27 protein-coding genes are annotated in these 22,890 nt (G+C 45.4%); 16 read left to right on the top strand and 11 right to left on the bottom strand.

Annotated elements, in window-relative coordinates:
• Nucleotides 1–3 precede the first annotated feature (3 nt).
• The 6 genes from flhB to R2S67_RS01555 are packed head-to-tail and all read right to left on the bottom strand — an operon-like array spanning nt 4 to nt 4,150.
• Complete coding sequence (gene flhB, locus R2S67_RS01580; RefSeq protein WP_006741983.1) at nt 4–1,131, bottom strand: flagellar biosynthesis protein FlhB; 1,128 nt, start codon at nt 1,129–1,131, stop codon at nt 4–6.
• Nucleotides 1,128–1,904, bottom strand: a complete 777-nt coding sequence (fliR, locus tag R2S67_RS01575) for a flagellar biosynthetic protein FliR (RefSeq protein ID WP_317341794.1) — start codon at nt 1,902–1,904, stop codon at nt 1,128–1,130. Before fliR ends, flhB begins: the two co-directional genes overlap by 4 nt.
• Nucleotides 1,904–2,173: a flagellar biosynthesis protein FliQ gene (gene fliQ / locus R2S67_RS01570; RefSeq protein WP_005375036.1), complete on the bottom strand. Its 270-nt coding sequence runs from the start codon at nt 2,171–2,173 to the stop codon at nt 1,904–1,906. The genes fliR and fliQ overlap by 1 nt, the downstream gene beginning before the upstream one ends.
• Before the next feature lie 13 nt (nt 2,174–2,186).
• Nucleotides 2,187–2,945, bottom strand: coding sequence for a flagellar type III secretion system pore protein FliP (gene fliP / locus R2S67_RS01565; protein WP_005398045.1), 759 nt, complete (start codon nt 2,943–2,945; stop codon nt 2,187–2,189).
• Between the two features lie 18 nt (nt 2,946–2,963).
• Nucleotides 2,964–3,335: a flagellar motor switch protein FliN gene (fliN, locus tag R2S67_RS01560; RefSeq protein ID WP_005398044.1), complete on the bottom strand. Its 372-nt coding sequence runs from the start codon at nt 3,333–3,335 to the stop codon at nt 2,964–2,966.
• The gene (locus R2S67_RS01555) at nt 3,332–4,150 is read right to left on the bottom strand and encodes a FliM/FliN family flagellar motor switch protein (RefSeq protein WP_074190374.1); all 819 of its coding nucleotides are present in this window, start codon (nt 4,148–4,150) and stop codon (nt 3,332–3,334) included. Before R2S67_RS01555 ends, fliN begins: the two co-directional genes overlap by 4 nt.
• A gap of 384 nt (nt 4,151–4,534) precedes the next feature.
• On the opposite strand from R2S67_RS01555, the gene R2S67_RS01550 reads away from it, so the two are divergent.
• From R2S67_RS01550 to fliJ, 8 genes are read left to right on the top strand one after another with little or no spacing between them, the layout of a single operon-like run.
• Nucleotides 4,535–5,554 carry an OmpA family protein gene (locus R2S67_RS01550; RefSeq protein WP_164665903.1) on the top strand — a complete coding sequence of 340 codons (1,020 nt, stop codon included), beginning with the start codon at nt 4,535–4,537 and terminating at the stop codon, nt 5,552–5,554.
• Complete coding sequence (locus tag R2S67_RS01545; protein WP_317341793.1) at nt 5,554–6,885, top strand: sigma-54 dependent transcriptional regulator; 1,332 nt, start codon at nt 5,554–5,556, stop codon at nt 6,883–6,885. Before R2S67_RS01550 ends, R2S67_RS01545 begins: the two co-directional genes overlap by 1 nt.
• A 15-nt stretch (nt 6,886–6,900) precedes the next feature.
• Nucleotides 6,901–7,257, top strand: a complete 357-nt coding sequence (gene fliE / locus R2S67_RS01540) for a flagellar hook-basal body complex protein FliE (RefSeq protein ID WP_005375045.1) — start codon at nt 6,901–6,903, stop codon at nt 7,255–7,257.
• Nucleotides 7,258–7,260: 3 nt separating this feature from the next.
• The gene (gene fliF / locus R2S67_RS01535; RefSeq protein ID WP_317341792.1) at nt 7,261–9,009 is read left to right on the top strand and encodes a flagellar basal-body MS-ring/collar protein FliF; all 1,749 of its coding nucleotides are present in this window, start codon (nt 7,261–7,263) and stop codon (nt 9,007–9,009) included.
• Nucleotides 8,978–9,991: a flagellar motor switch protein FliG gene (locus R2S67_RS01530; RefSeq protein ID WP_005394839.1), complete on the top strand. Its 1,014-nt coding sequence runs from the start codon at nt 8,978–8,980 to the stop codon at nt 9,989–9,991. Before fliF ends, R2S67_RS01530 begins: the two co-directional genes overlap by 32 nt.
• A 4-nt stretch (nt 9,992–9,995) precedes the next feature.
• Complete coding sequence (gene fliH, locus R2S67_RS01525) at nt 9,996–10,751, top strand: flagellar assembly protein FliH (protein ID WP_301645852.1); 756 nt, start codon at nt 9,996–9,998, stop codon at nt 10,749–10,751.
• Nucleotides 10,744–12,090: a flagellar protein export ATPase FliI gene (fliI, locus tag R2S67_RS01520; protein ID WP_317341791.1), complete on the top strand. Its 1,347-nt coding sequence runs from the start codon at nt 10,744–10,746 to the stop codon at nt 12,088–12,090. The genes fliH and fliI overlap by 8 nt, the downstream gene beginning before the upstream one ends.
• A gap of 24 nt (nt 12,091–12,114) precedes the next feature.
• Complete coding sequence (gene fliJ / locus R2S67_RS01515) at nt 12,115–12,555, top strand: flagellar export protein FliJ (RefSeq protein ID WP_005394844.1); 441 nt, start codon at nt 12,115–12,117, stop codon at nt 12,553–12,555.
• 16 nt (nt 12,556–12,571) lie between these two features.
• On the opposite strand, the gene R2S67_RS01510 is transcribed toward fliJ, so the two are convergent.
• Together R2S67_RS01510 and R2S67_RS01505 are read right to left on the bottom strand one after the other, a co-directional pair.
• On the bottom strand, nt 12,572–13,588 hold the full coding sequence (locus tag R2S67_RS01510; protein WP_411057024.1) for a S1 family peptidase: 1,017 nt from the start codon (nt 13,586–13,588) through the stop codon (nt 12,572–12,574).
• 125 nt (nt 13,589–13,713) lie between these two features.
• A complete protein-coding gene (locus R2S67_RS01505) occupies nt 13,714–14,604 on the bottom strand; it encodes a LysR substrate-binding domain-containing protein (RefSeq protein ID WP_317341789.1) in 891 nt (296 codons plus the stop codon).
• A 129-nt stretch (nt 14,605–14,733) separates the two neighbouring features.
• Between R2S67_RS01505 and R2S67_RS01500 the strand changes: the two genes are divergently transcribed.
• The 5 genes from R2S67_RS01500 (at nt 14,734) to R2S67_RS01480 (ending at nt 18,126) form a co-directional block, all read left to right on the top strand.
• Entirely contained in the window at nt 14,734–15,657 is a 924-nt protein-coding gene (locus R2S67_RS01500; protein WP_317341788.1) for a DMT family transporter, read from the top strand.
• A gap of 99 nt (nt 15,658–15,756) precedes the next feature.
• Entirely contained in the window at nt 15,757–16,203 is a 447-nt protein-coding gene (locus R2S67_RS01495; RefSeq protein ID WP_005394850.1) for an SRPBCC family protein, read from the top strand.
• A gap of 83 nt (nt 16,204–16,286) precedes the next feature.
• Nucleotides 16,287–17,039: a phosphatase gene (locus tag R2S67_RS01490; RefSeq protein ID WP_046876136.1), complete on the top strand. Its 753-nt coding sequence runs from the start codon at nt 16,287–16,289 to the stop codon at nt 17,037–17,039.
• 155 nt (nt 17,040–17,194) lie between these two features.
• A complete protein-coding gene (locus R2S67_RS01485) occupies nt 17,195–17,584 on the top strand; it encodes a cytochrome b562 (RefSeq protein WP_005394852.1) in 390 nt (129 codons plus the stop codon).
• Nucleotides 17,585–17,760: 176 nt separating this feature from the next.
• Nucleotides 17,761–18,126 carry a hypothetical protein gene (locus tag R2S67_RS01480; protein ID WP_253644933.1) on the top strand — a complete coding sequence of 122 codons (366 nt, stop codon included), beginning with the start codon at nt 17,761–17,763 and terminating at the stop codon, nt 18,124–18,126.
• Here R2S67_RS01480 and R2S67_RS01475 read toward each other — a convergent pair.
• The 3 genes from R2S67_RS01475 to R2S67_RS01465 all read right to left on the bottom strand — a co-directional run bounded on the left by R2S67_RS01475 (nt 18,106) and on the right by R2S67_RS01465 (nt 20,000).
• Nucleotides 18,106–18,489: a VOC family protein gene (locus tag R2S67_RS01475; protein WP_317341787.1), complete on the bottom strand. Its 384-nt coding sequence runs from the start codon at nt 18,487–18,489 to the stop codon at nt 18,106–18,108. The genes R2S67_RS01480 and R2S67_RS01475 overlap by 21 nt on opposite strands.
• A 30-nt stretch (nt 18,490–18,519) precedes the next feature.
• Entirely contained in the window at nt 18,520–19,449 is a 930-nt protein-coding gene (locus R2S67_RS01470) for a LysR family transcriptional regulator (protein ID WP_317341786.1), read from the bottom strand.
• A gap of 77 nt (nt 19,450–19,526) precedes the next feature.
• Entirely contained in the window at nt 19,527–20,000 is a 474-nt protein-coding gene (locus tag R2S67_RS01465; RefSeq protein ID WP_053808288.1) for a hypothetical protein, read from the bottom strand.
• Nucleotides 20,001–20,551: 551 nt separating this feature from the next.
• Between R2S67_RS01465 and R2S67_RS01460 the strand changes: the two genes are divergently transcribed.
• From R2S67_RS01460 to R2S67_RS01450, 3 genes are all read left to right on the top strand, one after another.
• On the top strand, nt 20,552–21,235 hold the full coding sequence (locus R2S67_RS01460) for a spondin domain-containing protein (protein ID WP_054866843.1): 684 nt from the start codon (nt 20,552–20,554) through the stop codon (nt 21,233–21,235).
• Nucleotides 21,236–21,244: 9 nt separating this feature from the next.
• On the top strand, nt 21,245–21,940 hold the full coding sequence (locus R2S67_RS01455) for a spondin domain-containing protein (RefSeq protein ID WP_317341785.1): 696 nt from the start codon (nt 21,245–21,247) through the stop codon (nt 21,938–21,940).
• 146 nt (nt 21,941–22,086) lie between these two features.
• The gene (locus tag R2S67_RS01450; RefSeq protein ID WP_171058453.1) at nt 22,087–22,818 is read left to right on the top strand and encodes a response regulator transcription factor; all 732 of its coding nucleotides are present in this window, start codon (nt 22,087–22,089) and stop codon (nt 22,816–22,818) included.
• Nucleotides 22,819–22,890 lie beyond the last annotated feature (72 nt).

The raw sequence follows: 22,890 nt of genomic DNA, 5'->3' as shown, positions 1-22,890 counted from the left end.
TAATCAGTGCTGCAAATGTTTTGGAATCGAAAAATGAGGCAAAGGAGTTGGCTCTTTTCCTTCACCTTTACGGAAGGCTTTCAATTGCAAAACGTAAGTAAGAATATGTGCCACGGCAATGTACAGTTGGCTTGGGATTGCTTGTTCAATCGCCGTGGTGTGATAGATCGAACGAGTCAACGGTGGTGAGTTGATGATCTCCACCTTGTTTTCTCGGGCGATTCGTTGAATGTGCATGGCTGTTTCGTCTACGCCTTTTGCAACCACAAATGGAGCATCAGAAAGTGAAGGTTCGTACTTCAGAGCGACAGCGTAGTGAGTTGGGTTAGTGATGATTACGTCAGCCGTTGGTACCATCTTATCGATTTTACGGCGTGCAAACTGCTGTTGAATTTGACGGATTCGCTGCTTTACTTCAGGGCGGCCTTCGTTGTTCTTGAATTCCTCCTTCAGCTCTTGTTTGGTCATACGCAGCTCTTTTAGGTGCTCCCAACGTTGGTAGGGAATGTCTACAACACCAAATAACAACAACGCAAACCCCATCAACAATAAGCCTTCAAAGAGAATAGACATCACGAGGGAAAAGCCTTGGCTTAAAGGTAAGTTTTGCATACCTAGCAGAGGCTGTAAGTGGTTGTCTAAATAGCCATATAAGATGCCGAAAATAACGGCTACTTTGAATGTGGACTTTAAGAGCTCAACCACTGAGCGTGTCGAAAAAATGCGCTTTATCCCACTTAAAGGATTAATTTTGCTCAGCTTTGGCATCACGTTCGCCGGACGGAACATCCAACCGCCTAGTACAAGGCTGCTACCACAGGTCACGATAATAATGACGGTAAACAACGGTAATAACATGTCGATGATTACCGCTAAACTTTGTCCCAATTGCTCGACAAGCTGTTTAGGGTTTTCTAGGTCGGCTCGCGTCAGCATCATGTTGTAGCGAAAAATACCTGACATACTTTCCCAAATGCTATTGAGCTGAGAGTAAAAGTAGAGCGCTACCGCTAGAAATATCACCGCAGTAGTAAACTCTTTTGCACGAGGAATTTGTCCTTCCTGACGTGCTTTTTTTACTTTCTGCGGCGAGGCTTTTTCAGTTTTGTCCTGAGACGATTGATCGCTCATGCGCCCCCCAACATAAAGTTACTCAAGTGTCTGATGGTGTCGTGTACAAGCGCGGTGTAGCGACCCGGCACACCAGATACTGAAATTAATACGCTGAACAGGCCAAGAAGCATCGTCATTGGAAAACCTAATGCATACACGTTGAGTGAGGGAGCGGCGCGATTCATCACACCAAAACTTATGTTGGCTAAGAGCATTGAAACAATAGCAGGCAACGCTAGTGCTAAAGCAGAGGCAAACATCCAGCCGAAAATATTTACAACGCCTTGCAGAGAAAGCGATGTGATGCCAGAACCGACCGGCCACACGACAAAACTTTGAATCACGATATCAATGACGAGCAAGTGTCCTTCTAGCGCGAGAAATAACAAGGTTGAAAATATAAGAAATATGCGGCCCAAAATGGCGACAGAAAGTCCGTTGATAGGATCATTCATCATTGCCATACCCAATCCCATTTGCAGAGAAACGACCTGACCAAGCATGGTGAAAACGTTAAAGAGCATGTGCAAAATTAGCCCAAACATCACGCCCCAAATCGCTTGCTCAAAAGCAAGGGAGAGAGACGTCATGGAGAATAATTCGACTTGTGGCATTGGTGGCATCAATGGTGCGGTAATCACGACGATCGAGAGTGCCAGTAAGGTACGGATCCAAACGGGAATGATTGCATCACCAAAGAAGGGCATCGAAATAAATACAGCTCCCACACGAAAAAACGGCCACCAGAGTTGACCGAGTATCGCTGAGAGCTCTGCAAATGTGATGGCCATTAGCCAATCATCCCCGGTATGTTGTGGAATAAGAAATCAAACAGTTCCATGATTTTTCGGAGCATCCAATGACCCGCAAAAATCACCATCAATAGCGTAACGAGCAAACGTGGTAAAAAGCTGAGTGTTTGCTCGTTGATTTGTGTGGCGGCCTGGAAAACGGCGATACACAAACCGACAATTAGGCCAGGAACAACCAGTACAGCAACCATCAGAATGATCAGCCATACTGCATCGGAAAATAACGTTACGGTTAGTTCAGGGGTCATAGCATGCTCCTATTTAACCGAAACTGGCAGATAACGTGCCAACCGTCATTGCCCAGCCATCCACGAGTACAAACACCACCAGTTTAAAAGGGAGTGAAACAATCAAAGGTGATAGCATCATCATACCCATTGCCATGAGCACACTGGCGACAACCAAGTCGATAACCAAGAAGGGGATGAAGAGCATAAAGCCAATTTGAAAGGCGGTTTTTAGTTCACTGATGACAAACGCAGGCAAGACAACCGCAAAAGAAATATCCTCAACGTTTTGGTCGAGTGGTTCATTGGCAATACGCAGCATTTGCTCAAGAGAGCTTTGATGAGTTTGTGCCAGCATGAACTCTCTCACTGGTTTCTCTGCTACAGAGAATGCTTGTATTAGCGTGATTTCACCATTGTCATACGGTTGAAATGCATTTTCATGAATATCGCTCCAAACAGGTCGCATGATCAGCAAGGTCAATGCCAAAGCAATCCCAACCAATACGCGGTTAGGAGGACTTTGTTGAAGACCAAGGGCTTGGCGCAAAATCGCGAGGACGACGATAATCCGAGTAAAGCTCGTTGCCATCAGAATGAATGCTGGAAGAAAACTGAGCGCCGTCATCAACAACAGAATTTGCAATTTAACGCTGTATTCTTGCTGTGTGTCGCCATCAGAAACGGACAAGATAGTTAAGCCGTTGTCTGCCGCCATGGTTGGGAAAGCAAACAAAAGTGACACCAGTACCAAAAGAGGTAACCAACGGTGCCAAGCGCTCAGATTTTTCATTGTGATGCCTACCTAAGATTATTGACCAACGCCACTCAATGCAGAGTCATGTACATCGATCAGACGAAGTCCGTACTTATCATTAACGACGACGACTTCAGCGTGCCCCATTAGAGAGCCGTTTACCTTTACGTCTAAAGGCTCACCATTGAGCTTTTCAAGTTCGATAACCGTGCCTTCTCCGGCTTTCATTAAGTCCCCAAGTGGGATTTCTTTGCTTGCAACTTCCAGCGTGACAGTGACGGGAATACTTTTGAAAAAGCTAAGATCACGTTCCGCAGTTGCTGGTTCTTGTTGGAGCGTACTTTCAGCTTCAAAGTCTTCTAATTGAAAGTCGTCAAAGTTCAATTCTTCTGCGTCGAATGCATTCGTTTCTGGCGCTTCGCTCATCGCTGCGGTTCCTTATCAGGGTTAAAGATCAAAACAAGTTGGCCGTCTTGCTCAGCAATACGACCTGTAAATAAAGATTGGTTACCAATGCTGACTGGAACCGTATTAAGAAGCTCAATTGGTAAAATATCGTTAGGTTGTAAGCCAACAACGTCGCTCAACGGCATCTTCTTTTTACTTAAAACAACATTCAGTCGAACAGGCGTTGCCTCTAAAGAGCGACAGAATGGTTGGTACAAATCAGTATCGGGCTGCAGTTCAAGCTGCTCGATCAGTGTTTGAATAAGGTGGCTATCTAGTTTGAGATGAATTGAGCCTTGGTGATCGTCAAACGCGATGTTTAATTGCACGTTAATTCCAATCCCTCGGGGCGCTTCGTACTCACCCATTTCCCACATCTCACCAGGTGCAAGCCAACCAATAATGATACGACTGATTCGCTCTTGTAAGCGGAGGTCACTTGCTGTCAGTGTTGTTGCTGAACGCTCAGTGCTGGCGCCATAGAACCGATCTGCCAGTTTTATTAACGTGTGAGAATCTCCATGAACAAATACCATGCCGCCTTCTTGGTGTTGATAGGTTGACGTTTGGTCTTTATCCATTTTTATCGGTGTAAAGCGATGCAAGTCTACAGAGGTTAAGCTAGCTTCCACTTTACTCGTACTGAGCCAATTTTGTAATTCAATCGTAAGGCTGGAACAAGACTCAGAAATCAAGCCTTCAAGCTTTTCACGAATGATATGAATAGGTTTGCCTAATAATTCTACATCAAGTAGTTGAATATCAGAAATAGGCTCGCTAACTCTATTTTCCATTTATATTTTACCGTGCGTTAACAATCGAAACTGTTTTAACTTAATGGCGTGTAGTCTACACAGAAATTTTAATGATCTTTTAGTTTCAAACTCTAAGATTGTGACTTTAGTTCACATGTTGCCTTGAGCATATAGTCTTAATCTTTTAATAAAATTTAAAAAGGGTTAGTTTCCTTTATAAATTGCTTAATAAGAAAATATAAAAATATTAAGCGTTTTTAGTTGTTATTAACTTTTTAAAACCATCTTCATGGTGTAACGGCTAATTTAGATAATTAAAATATAAGACATTGTTTTTAAAGCTTAAATCTTGATTTCAAAGGTTTGGATATGCTCTTGTGAGTATTTTGTAACCAGTTTCAATATTCAGAATAGGTAATTAACATGATTAGCTATGCCAGTTATCACGGCTTAGTGGCATATTTAATTAAATTGATAAGGTCATGGAATTGTAAGATATACATGAACCCTAACGGTTTAATAAATTGTAAAATATTTATTTTTGTCAGTTTGCTAGTGTCTAAGGTGACATATTCAGGTGAGGTTGTGACCATCCCCATGGACCTTTCAAAGTGGACATATAAAGGAAACAACTTTGAATGCAACTTATTGCACTCAAGCACGCCGTATGGGAAGTTTTATTTCCGTTCGGAACCTAACAATAAAACTTATTTTATTTCCGATATACATTATGAAAATAATAAATGGAAAACGATTGCTCTAATAAGTCAAAGTGCCCCATGGTCTAGTGAGCTTTATAGAAAAGAGTTTGCCACCCTTGATTTTACTAAGCCATCCCAACGATTTGTCTTCAGCAAAGGTGCTGATGAACTCATGGATTTAATTGCTACTGGTAATTGGGTGACGTTGTCACTAAAGGGAAGTAATGCTTCCTCTTTGTCGGAGATTGTGATTCCGACTATTCAAATTCAAAACGCGCTCAAGTCATTTAATGCCTGTCGAGCGCGTTTGCCTAAGCTTTCGTTTTCAGAGGCACGAAATCTTGTTCTGTCTTTTGACTTTGGTCAGAAGGCGCTAAGTCGTAAGCAGCAAGAAACGCTCGCAGCGCTAAATAGCTATGTATCTGTTGATGATCGTGTGACCAAGATCTTAATTGATGGCCACACCGATAACGTTGGTTCTAGCTTGGCGAACCTTTCAGTATCACGTACTAGAGCAGAGCAAGTTGCCGAGGCCTTAGTTGAACTTGGTATTGATAAATCGATGCTCGAAACAAGAGCGCATGGTTCTCGTTACCCAATTGCCAGCAATAGTTCGACGAAGGGCCAAGCGAAAAATCGACGTGTAACGTTGCGCCTAGTTAGAGATAACGAGCGAACGGCAGTGAAACACCACCCTGATGTACAACAACAAAATCAACAAACGAAAGTTAAGGTTCAATGATGACGAAAACGAAAATTTTGTTGGTTGAGCCGAATGAAGCTCTTGCTCAACCAGTATTGGATGTGTTGCAAAATGCAGGTTACACCGCAAAACACACTCGTACTGGCCGAGGCGCATTACTTGAAGAGCGAGCAGAAATCACTCTTGTGAGCTCTACTTTACCGGACATGTGTGTCCGCGAGTTTGTTGCTTGCCACCAAAAGCAACGTAACTCTGGTGTTGTTATCGCTATTGTCGATCAAGAGCAGGGAATCTTGGCGGCTGAGACGATGAAATCGGGAGCAACCGATTATCTATTACGCCCATTTGAAGCGAATCAGCTGCTTAATTTACTGAAGCGCGTTGAAGCGTTAGGTAAGCCAATGGCCAACATTGTTGCGGAATCTTGGCGAAGCAAGCAGGTACTGCAATTGGCGCATCGTGCCGCTTGCACCAGCGCCAGTGTGTTAATTACAGGCGAATCGGGAACGGGTAAAGAAGTGCTGGCTCGATATGTGCATGAGCACTCTCCACGTATTGATGGTCCATTTGTGGCGGTTAACTGCGCCGCCATTCCAGAGTCGATGCTAGAAGCGGTTCTATTTGGTCATGTCAAAGGTGCCTTCACAGGAGCGACTAACTCTCAAAGCGGTAAGTTTGAAGAAGCGAATGGCGGGACGATTTTGCTAGATGAAATCGGTGAAATGTCCCCTGCAGTTCAAGCCAAGTTATTACGCGTTCTTCAAGAGCGTGAAGTGGAACGCGTAGGCAGCCACAAGGCGGTGAAGCTTGATATTCGTGTTATTGCGGCAACCAATAAAGACTTACGTGAAGAAGTTCAAAAAGGCACATTCCGTGAAGACCTTTATTACCGATTGGATGTTTTGCCTCTGCACTGGCCGCCTTTGCGTGAAAGAAAAGAAGACATTTTACCGATCAGCCAGTTCTTTATTGAAAAGTATCAAGATAGCAGTCGCTGTCATCTATCCCAAGATGCGATCAGTGTGCTGAGTCAGTATCACTGGCCAGGCAATATTCGCGAGTTGGAAAATGTCATTCAGCGTGCATTGGTCATGCGTCATGGTGACTACATTACTGCCCATGATCTGATGCTGCCTATTGAACTTGTTGCGCCAGTTCCATCCGCTGAGCCAGCTTCAAGCTTTGGTCATGTAGAAGCGAAGAAGCAGGCCGAATATCAATTTATTTTAGAAAAATTACGTCAGTTTGGTGGAAACCGAACGAAAACCGCAAACGCGCTTGGAGTATCAACTCGAGCGCTACGCTACAAACTCGCAGCCATGCGAGAACATGGTATTGATTTACAGTCGGCACTAGGCTCGGCTGCCTAATAGGAGAAAAAATAGATGGCAAGTCAACCTACTCATGCGGTCTCGGCAGAGCAACTTATGTTGTCAAAAATGCAGGCGATGCAGGCACAAGTGCAGCCGCCAGAGTTTATCGTGAGTGCAAATCCTTTAGATCAACAATCACTAAACGCACCATTATCGTTCTCACAAGCGATGACAAATGTGTTGGATACAGTGAATCAACATCAATCAGTGGCTAGTCAAAAAATGACGGCCGTAGAAACAGGAAAAAGTGATGACCTAGTTGGTGCGATGGTCGCTAGCCAAAAAGCCAGTTTATCATTTAATGCTTTGATGCAAGTGCGCAACAAAGTCGTGACCTCATTTGAAGATATTATGAAGATGCCGGTGTAATTCATGTCAGAACTAACCCCCCAAGTCGCCGGAAATACAGCCATGACCTCCGGCTCAGCACAGACATTTTCTACTGCGAATAGCATGGACGATGTAACAACGAAGCTGAAGCAAATCTGGTCGAGTAGCCAGAGAAATCTAGTGTTATCTGCCGTACTCGCTGCAATTGTTGCGGCAATCATTGTGGTCGCTCTTTGGAGTTCCTCACAAAGCTTTCGTCCACTGTATAGCCAACAAGAACGTTTTGATATCGGAGAGATTGTTTCGGTATTAGAAAGCGAAGGTGTGAGCTACCGTATGCAAGAGCAAAATGGCCAAGTTCTTGTGCCAGAAGGCGAAGTTGCGAAAGTTCGCATGTTGCTTGCATCAAAAGGTGTTAAAGCCAAACTGCCGACAGGTTTGGATTCGCTTAAAGAAGACAGCTCTCTCGGTACAAGCCAATTTATGGAAACGGCGCGTTACCGTCATGGTTTAGAAGGTGAGTTAGTACGCACTATCATGTCTCTGAATTCAGTGGCGAATGCGCGTGTTCACTTAGCTATTCCTCGTCAAACCTTATTTGTTCGTCAAAACAGCGAGAACCCTTCAGCGTCAGTGATGCTTGAGCTGAAACCTGGCGAAGACCTCAAGTCTGAGCAAGTTGAAGCAATCATCAACTTAGTGGTTGGTAGCGTGACGGCGATGAAGCCTGAATTTGTATCTGTTATCGACCAATATGGTCGTTTACTCAGTGCAGATGTTGCTTCGGCGGAAGCAGGTAAAGTCAATGCAAAATACCTTGAATATCAAAAGAACGTTGAGAAGCAGATCATTCAACGCGCAGCAGACATGCTTACGCCAATTGTGGGTCCGAGTAACTTCCGTGTGCAAGTTGCTGCCGATATGGACTTTAGCCAAGTTGAAGAAACGCAAGAGATTTTGGATAACGCACCTGTCGTACGTAACGAGCACACCATTCACAACAACTCAGTTGACCAAATCGCGCTAGGCGTACCAGGTTCTCTAAGCAACCAACCGCCAGTAACTGGTGAAGAAGTAGAAACGAACGATAGCCAAAACACCAACGCACGCTCTGAAGTAAACCGTCAGTATGCAGTGGGGAGTAGTGTTCGTCGTACTCAATACCAACAAGGTCAAATTGAGAAAATGAGCGTGTCGGTACTGTTGAACTCGAAAGCCTCTCCGGATGGTGTTGCTTGGAGTGAAGCAGATAAAGAGCAGATTTCAAATATGATCATGGATGCTGTCGGTATTTCTGCGGCACGAGGTGACAGCTTAAGCTTGATGAGTTTCAACTTCACTCCAATTGAAATTGATGCGCCTCCTGCGCTGCCGTGGTGGCAAGACCCTACAGTACAGCAGCCAATACGTTACGTTATCGGTGGTTTGTTAGGCTTGGCGATGATCTTCTTCGTACTACGCCCATTGATCATGCACCTCACTGGCGTTGATAAGCCAGTACCAGAGTTAGACTTTGCAGAGCCGCAAGAAGAGCCTGATTACGACAACCTGCAAACGCGTGAAGAGCGTGAGCATGAAGAAGTGCTTGATCGTCGTCTATCAGAAAAAGGTATCTCAGCCTCTTCCGGTTTAGATGTAAACAGCGACATGCTGCCTCCAGCCGGTTCGCCACTAGAGATTCAATTGAAACACCTACAGCTTATTGCCACTGAAGAGCCAGAGCGCGTAGCCGAAATACTGAAACAATGGGTAAACATCAATGAACACAGTTCCATCAAAGCAGACGCTTAGTTATGTAGAACAAACCGCGCTCGTGCTATTAGGCATGGGCGAGGATGCCGCTGCGAAGGTTTTACAGCACTTTAGCCGTGATGAAACCCAGCGGGTGACTCGTGCAATGGCGAAGTTGAATGGCATTAAGAGTGATTCCGCTCGCGGCGTTATTCAAACTTTCTTTGAAGACTTTCGTGAGCACAGTGGCATTCGTGGAGCTTCTAAAGAATATTTGTCCAATACGCTACGTAAAGCATTGGGTAATGATTTGGCAAAAGGGCTGCTGAATACGCTGTATGGTGATGAAATTCGCAACAATATGCAGCGCTTACAGTGGGTAGAAGCAGAAACGCTTGCTCGTTTCATTGTGAATGAGCACCCGCAAATGCAAGCGATTTTTCTTGCGTATTTGCCAGCCGATAGCTCTTCAGCGGTGTTGAAGCACCTGCCACAAGATTACCATGACGAAATCTTGTTCCGAATTGCTCAGCTGCAAGACATCGATCATCAAGTTGCTATTGATTTGCATGAGCTCGTTGAGCGCTGCATTGAAAAAGTATCTGCAAGCCAAAGCACACCGCTATCTGGTGTCAAGCAAGCTGCTGACATCATTAACCGCTTTGAAGGTGATCGCGGGTCGTTGATGGAAATGCTGAAGTTGCATGATGAAGATGTCGTTAATGCCATTGAAGAGAATATGTTCGACTTTATGGTTCTTGGTCGTCAGCGTGAAGAAACCATGGACATGCTGGTGCAGCAGATCCCACTAGAATTGTGGGCAGTTGCACTCAAAGGTTCAGAAATTACGTTACAGCAAGCCATTAAACGTTCTATGCCTCAGCGTATGGTGAAAGCACTGGAAGACGATATGGAAGCGCGCGGGGCTGTTGCGCTAAGTCGTGTTCAAAAAGCGCGTCAAGACATCATGCAAATGGTGCGTGAGTTGGATGAATCTGGTGAAGTTCAGTTGCTTCTTTATGAAGAGCCAACGGTGGAGTAACGTCATGGTAGAGACAAAATCAAGTACGATGCGACTGCCGCCGAGTAGATACCGTTTGCACCGTTTTCCGCCTTTGGCGCAGCCTAAGGCTATAGAAGACGAATTCGGGCTAGATAACCAGGGTTGGCAAGAGCCGCAAGTTGATATTCAACAACAGCTTGAAGCCGGTTTTCAACAAGGTTTACAGCAAGGGCATGAGGAAGGCTTACGTCAAGGTATCGAGCAGGGTAAGCAACAAGGTCTGCTAGATGGGCAAAAAGAAGGCTTCCAAAAAGGCTTTGTGTCTGGTGAGCAGTCGGGAAAACAGAGTTTTCTAGAGGCGGCGAAACCCGTGAACGAGCTCTTTCATGCGCTGTCTCGTTGGCAAGACGAAAAAGAGCAACAGCAACGCCATATGATTTGTGAGCTGGTACAAAAAGTGGCTCAGCAAGTGATTCGTGCTGAGCTCACTTTAATGCCTCAACAGATCCTTGCCTTGGTGGATGAGACATTGTCTGCCATGCCTGGTAAAGCGGAAACCGTAACCGTGCATTTAAATCCGCAGGATTTAGAACGAATTACTCACATTAATGCTGATCTGCCACAATCTTGGAAACTGGTGGCTAATACGGAACTTCCGATTGGTGGCTGCCAACTAGTGACCGATGATGCAGAGGCGGATGCAAGCTGCGACTCTCGTTTAGAAGCCTGTATGGACAATGTAAAACAACACCTTTTGGATGAAGTTAGTATTCCGCAGGTAGAATCAGAGCATGAGTAATACCTTAAGCCATGAGCTATTGAGTGAGCGTTTGAGCGAAGCATTGGCTTCGCTCGATTCAATCCCTGTTGCTCGCGTGACAGGGCGCTTGATTAAAGTAAACGGCTTAATGTTACAAGCCGTTGGGTGCCGGTTTAAACTGGAGCAGCGCTGTCTTGTAGAAACCGCAGAAGGCGACATGATCGAAGCGCAAGTGGTGGGCTTTGAGCACACTATTGCTTACCTAATGCCTATTCGGCGCTTAGGTGGCTTATTTGCTGGTGCGAAAGTCATTCCTCTGGACGGTGACAGTACCGTGCAGTTAAGTGCTCAGTGGTTAGGGCGAGTGCTGAATGGTTTAGGTGAGCCGTTGGACGACGGGGCACCGCTAAAAGGGGGAGATCGTGTTTCACTTGAACCAAAACCGATTAACCCATTGAAGCGACGTCCTGTTGATACCCCACTCAACGTTGGGGTGCGCGCAATCAATGGACTCTTGACCGTCGGAAAAGGGCAACGCATTGGCTTAATGGCGGGCAGTGGTGTCGGTAAAAGTGTTTTAATGGGGATGATCACCAAAAACACCGAAGCCGATGTGATTGTGGTCGGTCTTATTGGTGAGCGAGGCCGAGAGGTACGCGAGTTCATCGAACGAAACTTAACCCCAGAGGCGCGCAATAAGGCGATTATCATCGCAGCTCCTGCTGATGAATCCCCGCTGATGAGGTTAAGAGCGACACTGCTTTGTCATCGCGTTTCCGAGTATTTTCGAGACCAAGGCAAAGATGTTCTGTTGTTGATGGACTCTCTCACTCGATACGCCATGGCACAGCGTGAAATCGCTCTTTCGCTTGGCGAGCCTCCAGCATCTCGCGGTTATCCGCCCTCTGTCTTCAGCGTGTTACCGCAACTCCTTGAGCGTGCGGGCAACAGTGAAAATCAGCACGGTAGCCTAACCGCAATTTATACCGTGTTGGCGGAAGGGGACGACCAGCAAGATCCTGTCGTGGATTCTGCGCGTGCTATCTTAGATGGGCATGTCGTATTATCGCGTCAACTTGCCGAGCAAGGGCACTATCCTGCCATTGATATTAATGCGTCTATTAGCCGTTGTATGAGCACCTGTACACAGGAGGCGCATAGCACGATCGCGAATAATTTCCGCCAGATGTACTCCAACTATCTTCAGGTGAAAGAACTGCTGCCGTTAGGAGGCTATCAACCGGGGCAAGATCCTGAATTAGATCAATCTGTTGCTATGTATCCAAACTTACGTGCGTATTTACAACAAGCCGCCAATGAGTCAGTGGATTACCCAACCAGTTTGACCGAGCTCGCGCAGCTTTTTCAAAGTGCTTAACCAAGTGGGAGTGGTATCGTTGAGATGAAATCCAAGTTAAAAGCAGTGGGTAAGCTGCAACAAATGGAAGAAAAGCAACGTGATCGTGTGGGTCAGCAACTTGATGCCATGCGCCAACGTCACTCCCATCTTTCAATGCAGTTGGAACAATTGTCAGCATTGAAAGGCCATGCGGGACAATCAACAAGAACTGTTCCAACACTGACAAGCGCAGCACTGATGAACTTTAATCGTGTCGATCAAATGCTGCAAAAAATGCTTCGCCACCATGAGCATGAACAAGCCGTCATGCAAGCGGAATGCGCGTCTGTACAAAAAACGCTGGAGCACAAACATGCTCGTGTTCAAGGGTTAGAAAAAGTGCTCGAACGATGGCGTACTAAGCAAAATTATGAAAAAGCGAAAAAAGAGCAAAAAATAATAGAAGACATCATCAACTCTCGTGTTAAGCGCAAGATATTATGATGTCTTGTCGAAGCTATTAGGAGCGCGAATAGGAGCGCGAATAATTTCTGTGGCGGCGTCTTAGCCAACCAAACCAGCCTCCAAGCATGATCATCCCTGCGCCAAGTGCGCCACCACTACTGCCATTATCCTCAAAGCCAGATGTGTTGGTATCTTCTGGTTCAAAGCCGGAATCACCTTCACTATGATAATCTTCTGTGCTTGCTAAGAGGGCATTGTAACGAGTCTTCACTCCCGAACTGGTTTGGGATTCAATCCATGTTGTGTAATTTAGAACCTCAGTAAACACACTCGGAATCGCAGCGGATTCACAAACAGAAGAACCATAGCTTACAATACCGATTTGTTGATACATTCCGTTATTGTCTTGATAGGTGAGAGGGCCACCAGAGTCACCGCTGCAAATACCGGTATAACTGCGCTCAGGAAACCCATTGGCACATAAGCTTTCTTGAGCATTAAACCCGGTCACTAAAGAAGCACATTGCGCATCAGTGAGTGGTTTTACTTCCGCCCATCGCAAATAATTTGGTCCATTTTCATCGTTGGTCGAGGTTTGCCCTAAACCGAATATCTGATAAACCGATTGGCTGCTGTAATCACCAAAATCTTGCGGCAACGTAATGGATTGAACGTTGTCGGTGATCGGGTGGGTAAGTTCAAGTACGGCGATATCATTAATCCATAAATCACTAGGCTCGTAATTTGGATGAATGACGATAGAGCGAACATCTTTGAATTCCTCAACAAACACATCATTCATTGTCGGGTTTTTTACTAAAACTCGTAGATCATTGATTGTCCATCCGTCAGAAAAAACACTCGGCTCTACACAGTGAGCGGCGGTTAAAATGAAGCGGTCATTAACAATCGTGCCGCCACAGATGTTGGCAAATTGATTAGCGCCAGTTTTGTGTAGAATGAGTCGTGCGAAAAAGGGCAATTGATTTTGAGTGGCTTGTTGGCCGCCTATGATTGCCGTTGAGATGCCTTGCTCTGAATGAGCGTCTTCACTTTCAGCGACTGCACTCATGGGTACTGTGAGGCAGAGTACGCTTAACCATATTTGATACCGCTTCATAAACCATCCTTGGATGAAAAGTGCTCTTTCTAACTTTATACTAATTTTTCAATGAATGTGCTTAACAAAAGGTTTCTTTAATTGAATGATTGTTGCAACCACGAGCGCAGAAGGTGAAACGATTCCAGCTTTAGCTTGTGTGGTGGGCAAACAAAGTAAAACTGTTGGTTAGGATTAATGACGGGTTTACCCAGCTCGATTAACTGGCCATATTTGATGTCATCTTTTACAAACAAGCGATGAGTCACCAATAAGCCTAAACGTCGAGTCGTCGCCTGCACGGCTTGTATCGACATATTAAAAGTGATTGGTTTTTTGCTTTTAGGTCGCAGGATGCCAGTCGCATTCTGCCACACGTTCCAGTCATTTTTTCTTCGTTCGTTAGTGACTTCAATGATGGGATACTGCTTTAACAGTTGAGCGATATTTGAGTCATTCGTCTTAGCTATCAATTCAGGGCTACACACCAAAACCAGTTCATCTTCACTGAGCTTTTCACAGTAATAATCTTGCCATTCCTCGGTGTTTCCATGCACGAGTGCTGCGTCGATGCCTTCTTGTTCTAGATTAAACTTGCCAGACAGGTTGGATAAACGAACGTCTAATTGCGGAGCAAAGTCCTGCAAACTCGACATTCGCGGAATCCACCAATGCAGCGCCAAGGAATTCACCATATTAAGCGTAATACGTTGTAAGTTTTGGTCTTGGATTAGCGCTTCTGTGGCATCGACAATTTGTTCTAAAGCTGGCGCAACCTTTCGATAATATTTTTTACCGTCAGCATTAAGTTGAACTTGTCTGCCTACGCGATCAAACAGAGGCTTGTTGACCTGACTCTCCAGTGACTTTATCGCCTGACTCACCGCCGAGTGACTCACACTTAATATCTGCGCTGCTTCTGTCATGCTGCCAGATTCCGCCACAGCGACAAATGCATAGATGGATTTTAGAGGGACTAATTTACGCATATTTTAGAAACCGTAACATGATGAGAGATAAGTTAACCTGTAAGTTTTTCTTACATTAATGGTTAATATTACTCGCTATTTACAATAAGTGATATCTCATAAAATACTCCATATATTAAGGAGTATCGAATGAATGCAGTAAATAAATCTATTCTTTTCATGCTGATGTCTACGTTAAGCTTATCTGTTACTGGGTTGTTAGCAAAGCAGTTGACAGGTGAACTTTCCGTCACACTGTTTAGTTTCTTACGCTTTTTGGCTCCTGCACTTATTTTGCTTGTCTTACTTCGTTTCAAAAATCTTACCTTTCCTAAAGCTGGGACGTTAAAACCGATTTTGCTTCGCGCCTTCTGTATCGGCTTATCACAGTTGTGTTTCATCGCGTCACTACAAACGTTAACGCTGGTAGAAGGGGTGGTATTGTTTGCCACTGGCCCATTATTTATTCCTTTGGTTGAAAAGCTGTTTATGGGAGGCCACATTCGCGTTTCAACATTGGCGGCTTTAGCAATGGCGTTTACTGGAGTGGTTATGTTGGCGGGAGTTGGTGGGGAGTTTACTTGGCGCTCGGATTTATTACTCGGTCTAGCTGGTGGACTCTTCAATTCCGGCTCTCAGCTTACGCTATATAAAGTGAGTAAAACTGATATGTCGCCATTAGAAATCAACTTTTGGGCGTTTGGGTTTGCTGCCGTATTTCTGTTACCGCTAACGTTGTTTAACGACATCGATGTTTTCCTCAAAGCCAATGTGATGGAATCTACTGTTTCTTCTAATATGCTGTGGCTCGGTGTGATGTCCCTGATGATCATTAACACCCAAGTTTTCCGCTCCAAAGCGTATCAACTGGCAAGCAGCGGCTCTCAACTTGCACCACTTATTTTTACTAACCTACTGTTCACCGCGGTTTGGCAGAGTGCGTTTTTCGATGACCGAATGAGTCAAAGCCAAATTATCGGGATGAGTTTAATCGTGTTCGCAACCATACTGAACACATGTTGGGTTCGCTTTACGGCGCATCGTGGTGGTAGGTTACAAGCGAGAACTTCTTAGCCTGTCGGAAAATAGAGGATTAAGTAAGGCAAATCAGAGGTGAGGTTTGATTTTTTCTGACAATGAACTAGCGTCAAGAAAGGTTCAGGGAGAGAAATAATGCTTACGCTAAATTATTACGTTGAGATTTCAGCTACACCGCAACGGGTGTGGGAAGTGCTAACCGATGCTGAGTTATACAAACGCTGGGCACAGGCTTTCTCACCCCAGTCTCAATTTGATGGGATATGGGAAGAAGGGCAAGACATCACTTTTTTTGATCCCGATATGGGCGGAACGCGAGCGACTATCGATATCGTGCAACCGCAACAGCGTCTTGAATTTCATCACATTGCTATTTTTAATCCGGATAATAGGCAGCAATTGGATGGGGATTTAGCATCTAAGTGGATTGGATCACGAGAGATCTATCAGATCGACACCAATAGTGATCGTTTGTTACTCAATGTCACCATTCATACGCACAGCGACTTTGTTTCTATGTTTAATCACGGATGGGAAAAAGCGTTGCCCCTAATAAAAGCCATCAGTGAGGAGCAAGCTTAAGTCTGATATTCATCTTGGGCTGACGGTACGTCACGTGTAGGTATACAATAGCACGCAAGATAGCGCACCTAAGAGAGTGGATGATGGAATTTAAAGTTGATACCCATACACATACGTACGCCAGTGGTCATGCGTACAGCACCTTGATTGAAAATGCAAAATTGGCGAAAGAGAACGGCTTGGATATGTTCTGTACTACCGATCACGCAGAATCAATGCCGGGCGCGCCGCATTACTGGTTTTTCTCCAACCAAAAAATCCTGCCTCGATTTTTGGACGGTATCGCGATCATTCGGGGTGTGGAATCCAACATTCTTAATACCGAAGGCGACATCGATATTCCGCTGAGTGTCGATCGTAACCTAGATTGGGTTATTGCAAGTTTCCATGAACCTGTTTTTCGTCCTGCAAACAAAGAAACTCATACGGAAGCGCTCATTAATGTGATTCAAAACGGTCGTATTGATGCGCTTGGCCATCTTGGGAATCCAAATTTCGACTTTGATTTTCAGGCCGTTTTAACGTGCGCGAAAGAGCATAATGTTGCGATTGAAATCAATAACACCACGCTAAAAGGGAATAGCCGAGTGGGTAGCGTAGACCGTTGCCACGAGATTGCACAAATCGGTAAAGATCTCGGTGTCTTCTTCACAACGGGAAGTGATGCGCATTTCTGTCATGATGTTGGTAATCTGGATTTGGTTGGAGAGCTAATGGATAAAGTGGGTATCGATAGCAAAAAAGTGATTACTCACACCGCTCAGCAGTTTTTGTCTTTCTTAGCTCTGAGAGGCCGTAAGCCAATTCCAGAGTATGACGACATTCGCAACGCATAAACTTGATTACATTTTAGGTATGCACCTAGCGTAAGATTGCTTTACACTGCGACCCGGAAATACTCAACTAAGCTAGTTTGTCGCCTTTTATGGCGTGGGTTATTTGGGTAAATAAAGCCGACACAGAATTCGGCACTATAAATGGAGAAGTGAAAATGTTACGTCCTTTAGTCCTAGGGTGTGCGATTGCGTTTGGCTCAACATACGCAATGGCGGAAGCGGTTGATTTAAAACAAAACATGAAGCAGATGAAGATGGAATTCAAACAGGCGGCAGAAGCGTCGGATGTTGAAACCATGAAGTCTGCAATTGATAGCTTGCAAGCAATCGTCGAGCAATCTAAGCGCGGTAACTATCCACCAGAGAAATTCGATACCTACTTAGAAGGCTTTAATAAACTAACGGTAACGTTAGACAAGATTGAAGCAGACTTAGACGCTGGTAACCTGCAAGACGCGAAAGCACAATTACGTGAAATTGATAGCCTACGTGAAGAATACCATGACAAGCGTAACCCAAGTATTTGGAGTAAGCTGTTCGGCTAATCGCGATAAAAGCTGACAATAGAATATGAAAATAGCCTGCCGTTTTGGTGGGCTTTTTTGTGTCTGTCAATTGCGGTATTGAAGAAAAGCTGTGAGGTGGAAACCACTTATTGATCCTGTTTTTGAGCTAGCACTCAGAATTAGTTACGCTGAATTAAATTTGTTAAGTCACCGTTATGCGTAGATTAATTCCTTTTTATCGCTCCATGCTATTTGCTAGTGCTCTAAGTTGGGTGCTAGTGACGCTGATGCCTGTTATCAATGCTCATGGTAACAGCATGGGCGTGTGGGCGACGCTATGTACGCTTAATGGTTTTGAATTGGTTCAAATCGAAGAAAGTGACAATGCCGTCAGCCATAAAGGCAAACCGTGTCCTTTTAGCCACTTTTCGACTTTTCATCACGAAACACTTCCAACTACACCAATACTTCCACAACTGAGCTTGGTCATTTCTGAAAGCTACACTTTTTTGGCTCTAAGTGTACGATTTGAAACGCCAGTTCCTCGTGCCCCACCAAAGTTAGCGTTGATAAACTTCTAGCGGCAAGCCATCTGGATCTTTGAAAAAGGTAAATGCTTTGCCTGTGAATTCGTCAATACGAATTGGTTCAACTTCAACGTCATTCGATTCTAGGTAGGCTTTCACCTGTTCAACCTCATCAACCAAAAACGCGAGATGTCTTAACCCTTGTGCTTCCGGAAAGCTAAGTCTCTCTGGTGCGCCCGGAAAGCTAAACAGTTCCACTTGGCTGCCGTCAGGTAAAGCGAGGTCAAGCTTGTACGAGTCTCTGGCTTCACGATAGTTTTCAGCAATGACTTTTAACCCCAACACTTCAGTGTAAAAGCGTTTTGACCTTGGGTAATCGCTGCAAATGATCGCGACGTGATGAATGGCATTAAACATGGTTAACCTCTTCAAACATGGCTAGTATCCTCAAGCATGGTTAGCGTCCTCGGAGACTAAATGCTCCTTAACGAAGTCAATAAACACGCGCAGGCGAGCAGGCATGTATTTGGTTTGTGCATACTGCATCGCGATAGCACCGTGGTAGTTACTCTTGATCATCCAATCCGATAGAACCTCCACCACTTCTCCTTGCTCTAACGCGTCTTTGATCACGAAGTCATGGAAGATTCCAATTCCCAAGCCAGACTTAACCCCGTTCAAGCGCATTTGAGAATGGTTGACGGCATAACGGCCACTCACGGCAATCGAATGAAAGGCTTCCTCTTTAAAGAACGACCAGATGTTGTCTTTGTCGTTCTCGGCAAGGTAAATGCAATCGTGCTGTTCAAGCTCAGTGGGATGCTCAGGCATACCGTGTTTGGTGAGGTAATCTGGAGAGGCACATAAAACGAGATTGGTCTTGCTGATCTCTTTGAGTACCAGATTCTCATCGGGTTTGTCGGTGAGCTTAAAGGCGACATCAATTCCTTGGCGGAACAGCTCGATCTCACCATCTGCTGCACGCAGCTTAAGCTGTATATTTGGATAACGTTCTAGGAATGGCAACACAAACGGTTGAAGCACCGAGTTAAGAAACGCTTCGGGTGCAGCCACTGTGAGTGCACCCGTGGGCTCGGCATGATCTTCCGCCGATAATTCAACCGCTTGCTGCGCGGCATTCACCATTGCGATGCTTTGGTCGTAAACCTTTTGCCCTGCTTGAGTGATGAGCAACTTACGAGTTGTGCGCTCAAACAGTTTCACTGAGAGGGCTTGTTCCAACCGTGTGATCAACTTACTTAAAGCCGATGGCGTCACGCCGAGTTGTTTGGCTGCAGCGGTAAAACTGCCTTCGTTTACCACCAAGATAAACGAAGCAAGATCAGGAAGTAGGGCAATGAGTTTTGGATTAACCATAATTGTTCAGTTCTGCGCAGCGGAATAACGATATTGTCTGGTACGGTTTCACGAGGTTCAAGTGTCACCGTCTCGCTTTAACGATATTTTGCCAAAAATGCATTGAGTGCAGGCAAGCCAGATTCACCAGTATGGTATTGCTGCCAACAGTGATAAATGGCCGTTTCGTGGTCTGCAATCAATTCGATAGCTTCTCGCTCAGCGATTGAATACTGTTTTGAAGCTTTCACTTCTTCATGCCACTCTCGATATTTGACCTCATAAGGCTCCACCCATTTCAGAAGAGTCGCCACCAACTCTTGCCATGGTAAACCAATCCACTTGGTTGCATCTGCCAAGCCTTTATCCAGCATCTCTTGGTGTCGACTTTCGATATCCATGCCATTTGTCAGCAGTACAGGTTTGAGCTTTTCTGCGGTGAGTTCTTCCACTTCAATCAAGGTTTGCCACAGTGTTTGTTGTTCACTTTGGGCGTAATGGCTCAAGTAGTGGTTGAAAAAAGCGATGCCGTAGATTTCGCCATAGTAGGCAGACAGAACGTTATGAATCATGGTGAGAATCGTGATTTAAACAGGGAATACAGCATTGTAGGAGGGGAAACCGAGAAGTGTAAATAGCTGAATATACTCAAGTGACTTCAAGATACATGGTTCAGAGCGTTATCACTGATTCAAGTTCAAGGAAAACAACGAAGCGGAATAGCGAGCTCTTTCCAAGTTGTTTGACGAAGAAATTGCTTCAGTGACACGCTCCCGAAGGGCGAGTTGCCTTGGTTCGCATGCTTCGTTAACAATTTTCGATTTAGAACCACTAGATCTTCAAATTGTTGCCTCGCCTTCAAACCAAGTCATTCTCGCTGAGCCAAGCATCTCGAGGTTACTTGAGTATAAATAAAAAAGTGCTGCTGACAGAATTCGAACAGAACTTGTGAGAATTTTATGAGAATTCGATGAAGTTGCTGATAGATTTGCTCGTCATTCTTAGAGGCAAGAACGCAAAACGTTCGAAACGTAATGCTTAACCTACTCAAGTCACGAACAAAGAAGTAAAGCCGTACAGATGGGCTTGGGTAGTTCAACCCTCATTAAAGGATGGAATCACAATGAAAAAACGTACCCAACTCGGACTCGTCATGACTTCAGTCGCTATGGCACTAGGCTCTGCATCAGTGAATGCGGCGGAATTGGAAATCACCGTGACAAACGCAACCAAAGGCATCTACTTTACGCCACTTATTGTTGCTGCACATGGCTCCGACCTTCAAATGTTCAGAACGGGTCAAGCAGCAACGCCAGAACTAGAAGCAATGGCAGAAGGCGGTGATATCTCTGGTCTTGCTAGTGTGATTGGTAACGCTGGTGGTGTGGTGGTTGAGAATCCTGCTGGTGGTATTTTGAATCCGGGTGTTGCAACCACCTTCACTTTGGACAGTGGTGACCACGGTTATCTTTCTCTGAGCGCTATGTTGCTGCCAACCAATGATGGCTTCGTCGGTCTGGATAGCTGGAAGATTCCAACGGAAGCGGGTACATACCGAGCAACGCTAAGAAGTTACGATGCCGGTACAGAAGCGAACGATGAACTTGCGTCTAGCATGCCAAACCCACCTTTCATTACCTTTGGTACTGGCGGCACAGGCGTTGAAGCAACAGTAACTAACGACAAAGTTCACGTGCATCCGGGTAACCTTGGTGATAGCGATCCAACCGGCGGCATCAGTGACCTAGATAGCAGCAGCCATCGTTGGTTAAACCCAGTCGCAACCATCACAATCGTTGTGAAGTAAGGGGGATGTATGAAAGTCAGAATCTTACTAGTAGCAGCTTCAGTCGGCTTGCTCGCCGGTTGTCCAAGCGATGATGATAACGACGTAGTGAAATCGTACCGCTACACCGTCAACGTGGCGAACTTGACTGCGAATCAACCAATGTCTCCGCTCGCTGTACTCACTCACAATGGTGACTACCAATTGTTTGAAATTGGACAAGCCGCATCTGTTGAACTTGAGCACCTTGCCGAAGGCGGTAGTAACGCTGAGCTGATTGAGTTGATGAACAGCAATGACAGTGTTTACCAAGGTATTTCGGGCAATGGATTGGTGTTGCCGGGTGCATCGGACGAAGTCACTATCACGGTTGACCCAAGTCGTTACGGTTACTTGTCTGTGGCGTCTATGTTCGTGAATACCAACGATGCCTTTGTTGGCGAAACGGGGCTATCGCTCAAATCGCTCGCAGTGGGTGAAAGCTATGAAATGAGCATGAACGTTTGGGATTCTGGCACAGAACTGAACGATGAGCTTGCCGCAACCATTCCAGGCCCAGCAGGTGGCGGTGAGGGCTTCAATGCCGCGCGTAATGACAGCAATGATGTCGTTGCCTTCCATGCGGGGGTAGTTAGCCAAGGTGATGGATTAGCAAACTCAGCACTCTCTGCGAACCATCGTTTCTTGAACCCAGGTGCGAAAGTCACCATCACTCGAGTCGAGTAACACAGGCTCCGATGACGTCTCCTTTCCAAAGCGCTTGTAGCCGAGCGCTTTATCCCTCATGGCGTCATCGGAACCTTTTTTGAAAGAATTTCTAATTTGTTCCGGTCATGTGCAAAGTGAGGATACTCGAAGGCAAGGAAAGGACCATGGAACAACAGGCAATCAATTTAGTCGCGAACATCTTGTTGGTGGAAGATGACGATGATTTGGCAGAACTGGTTCAGATGCATCTCAAGTTTCAAGGACACCAAGTGTCGCGAGCCACAAATGTCGCCGATGCTAAAACGCAGTACCAGCAACACCCCTTTGATTTATTGATCCTTGACCGAGGCTTACCAGATGGTGATGGTCTAGACATCTGCCATTATTTGCGGCAGCAACAAGATTGGAGCCCAGTGCTTATGTTGACAGCAAGAGACGGCGAAATGGACAAGGTTGACGGTTTAGAAGCGGGCGTTGATGACTACATCACTAAGCCATTTAGTGTATTAGAGTTCCAAGCGCGAGTACGTAACGTGCTGCGCCGAGTCAGTCAAACCGCAGAGGCCAAAGTAGCAAATGAAGTACTCGACGAAGCGATGGATTTTGGTCCGCTAAGAATCATTCCGGAGTTGCACCAAGTATCCCTAAACGACAAGGATGTCACTCTTACCGCGACAGAGTTTACTTTGCTGCAGTTTCTCGCGACTCGTCCGGGCAGAGTCTACAGTAAAGATGAATTGCTCGATCACGTATGGAACACCAGTCATTCTGGTTATCACCACACGGTGTGTAGCACCATTAACCGTTTACGCAGCAAATTGTCTTTGTCTGACTCTGATCATCACTTCATCCAAACCGTGTGGGGCGTTGGGTATAAGTTTCAGCCAAGACACTAATGCAAAAAAGCAAGTCAAAACATCAAGCCAGACAGTAAGTCGGCAGGTCATTTTTCAATCATCACGGGTGTT

The organism is Vibrio sp. T13N (assembly GCF_032970445.1).
In the GTDB taxonomy this organism is placed as follows: domain Bacteria; phylum Pseudomonadota; class Gammaproteobacteria; order Enterobacterales; family Vibrionaceae; genus Vibrio; species Vibrio diabolicus.
This window is presented reverse-complemented; position numbering and strand designations above follow the sequence as displayed.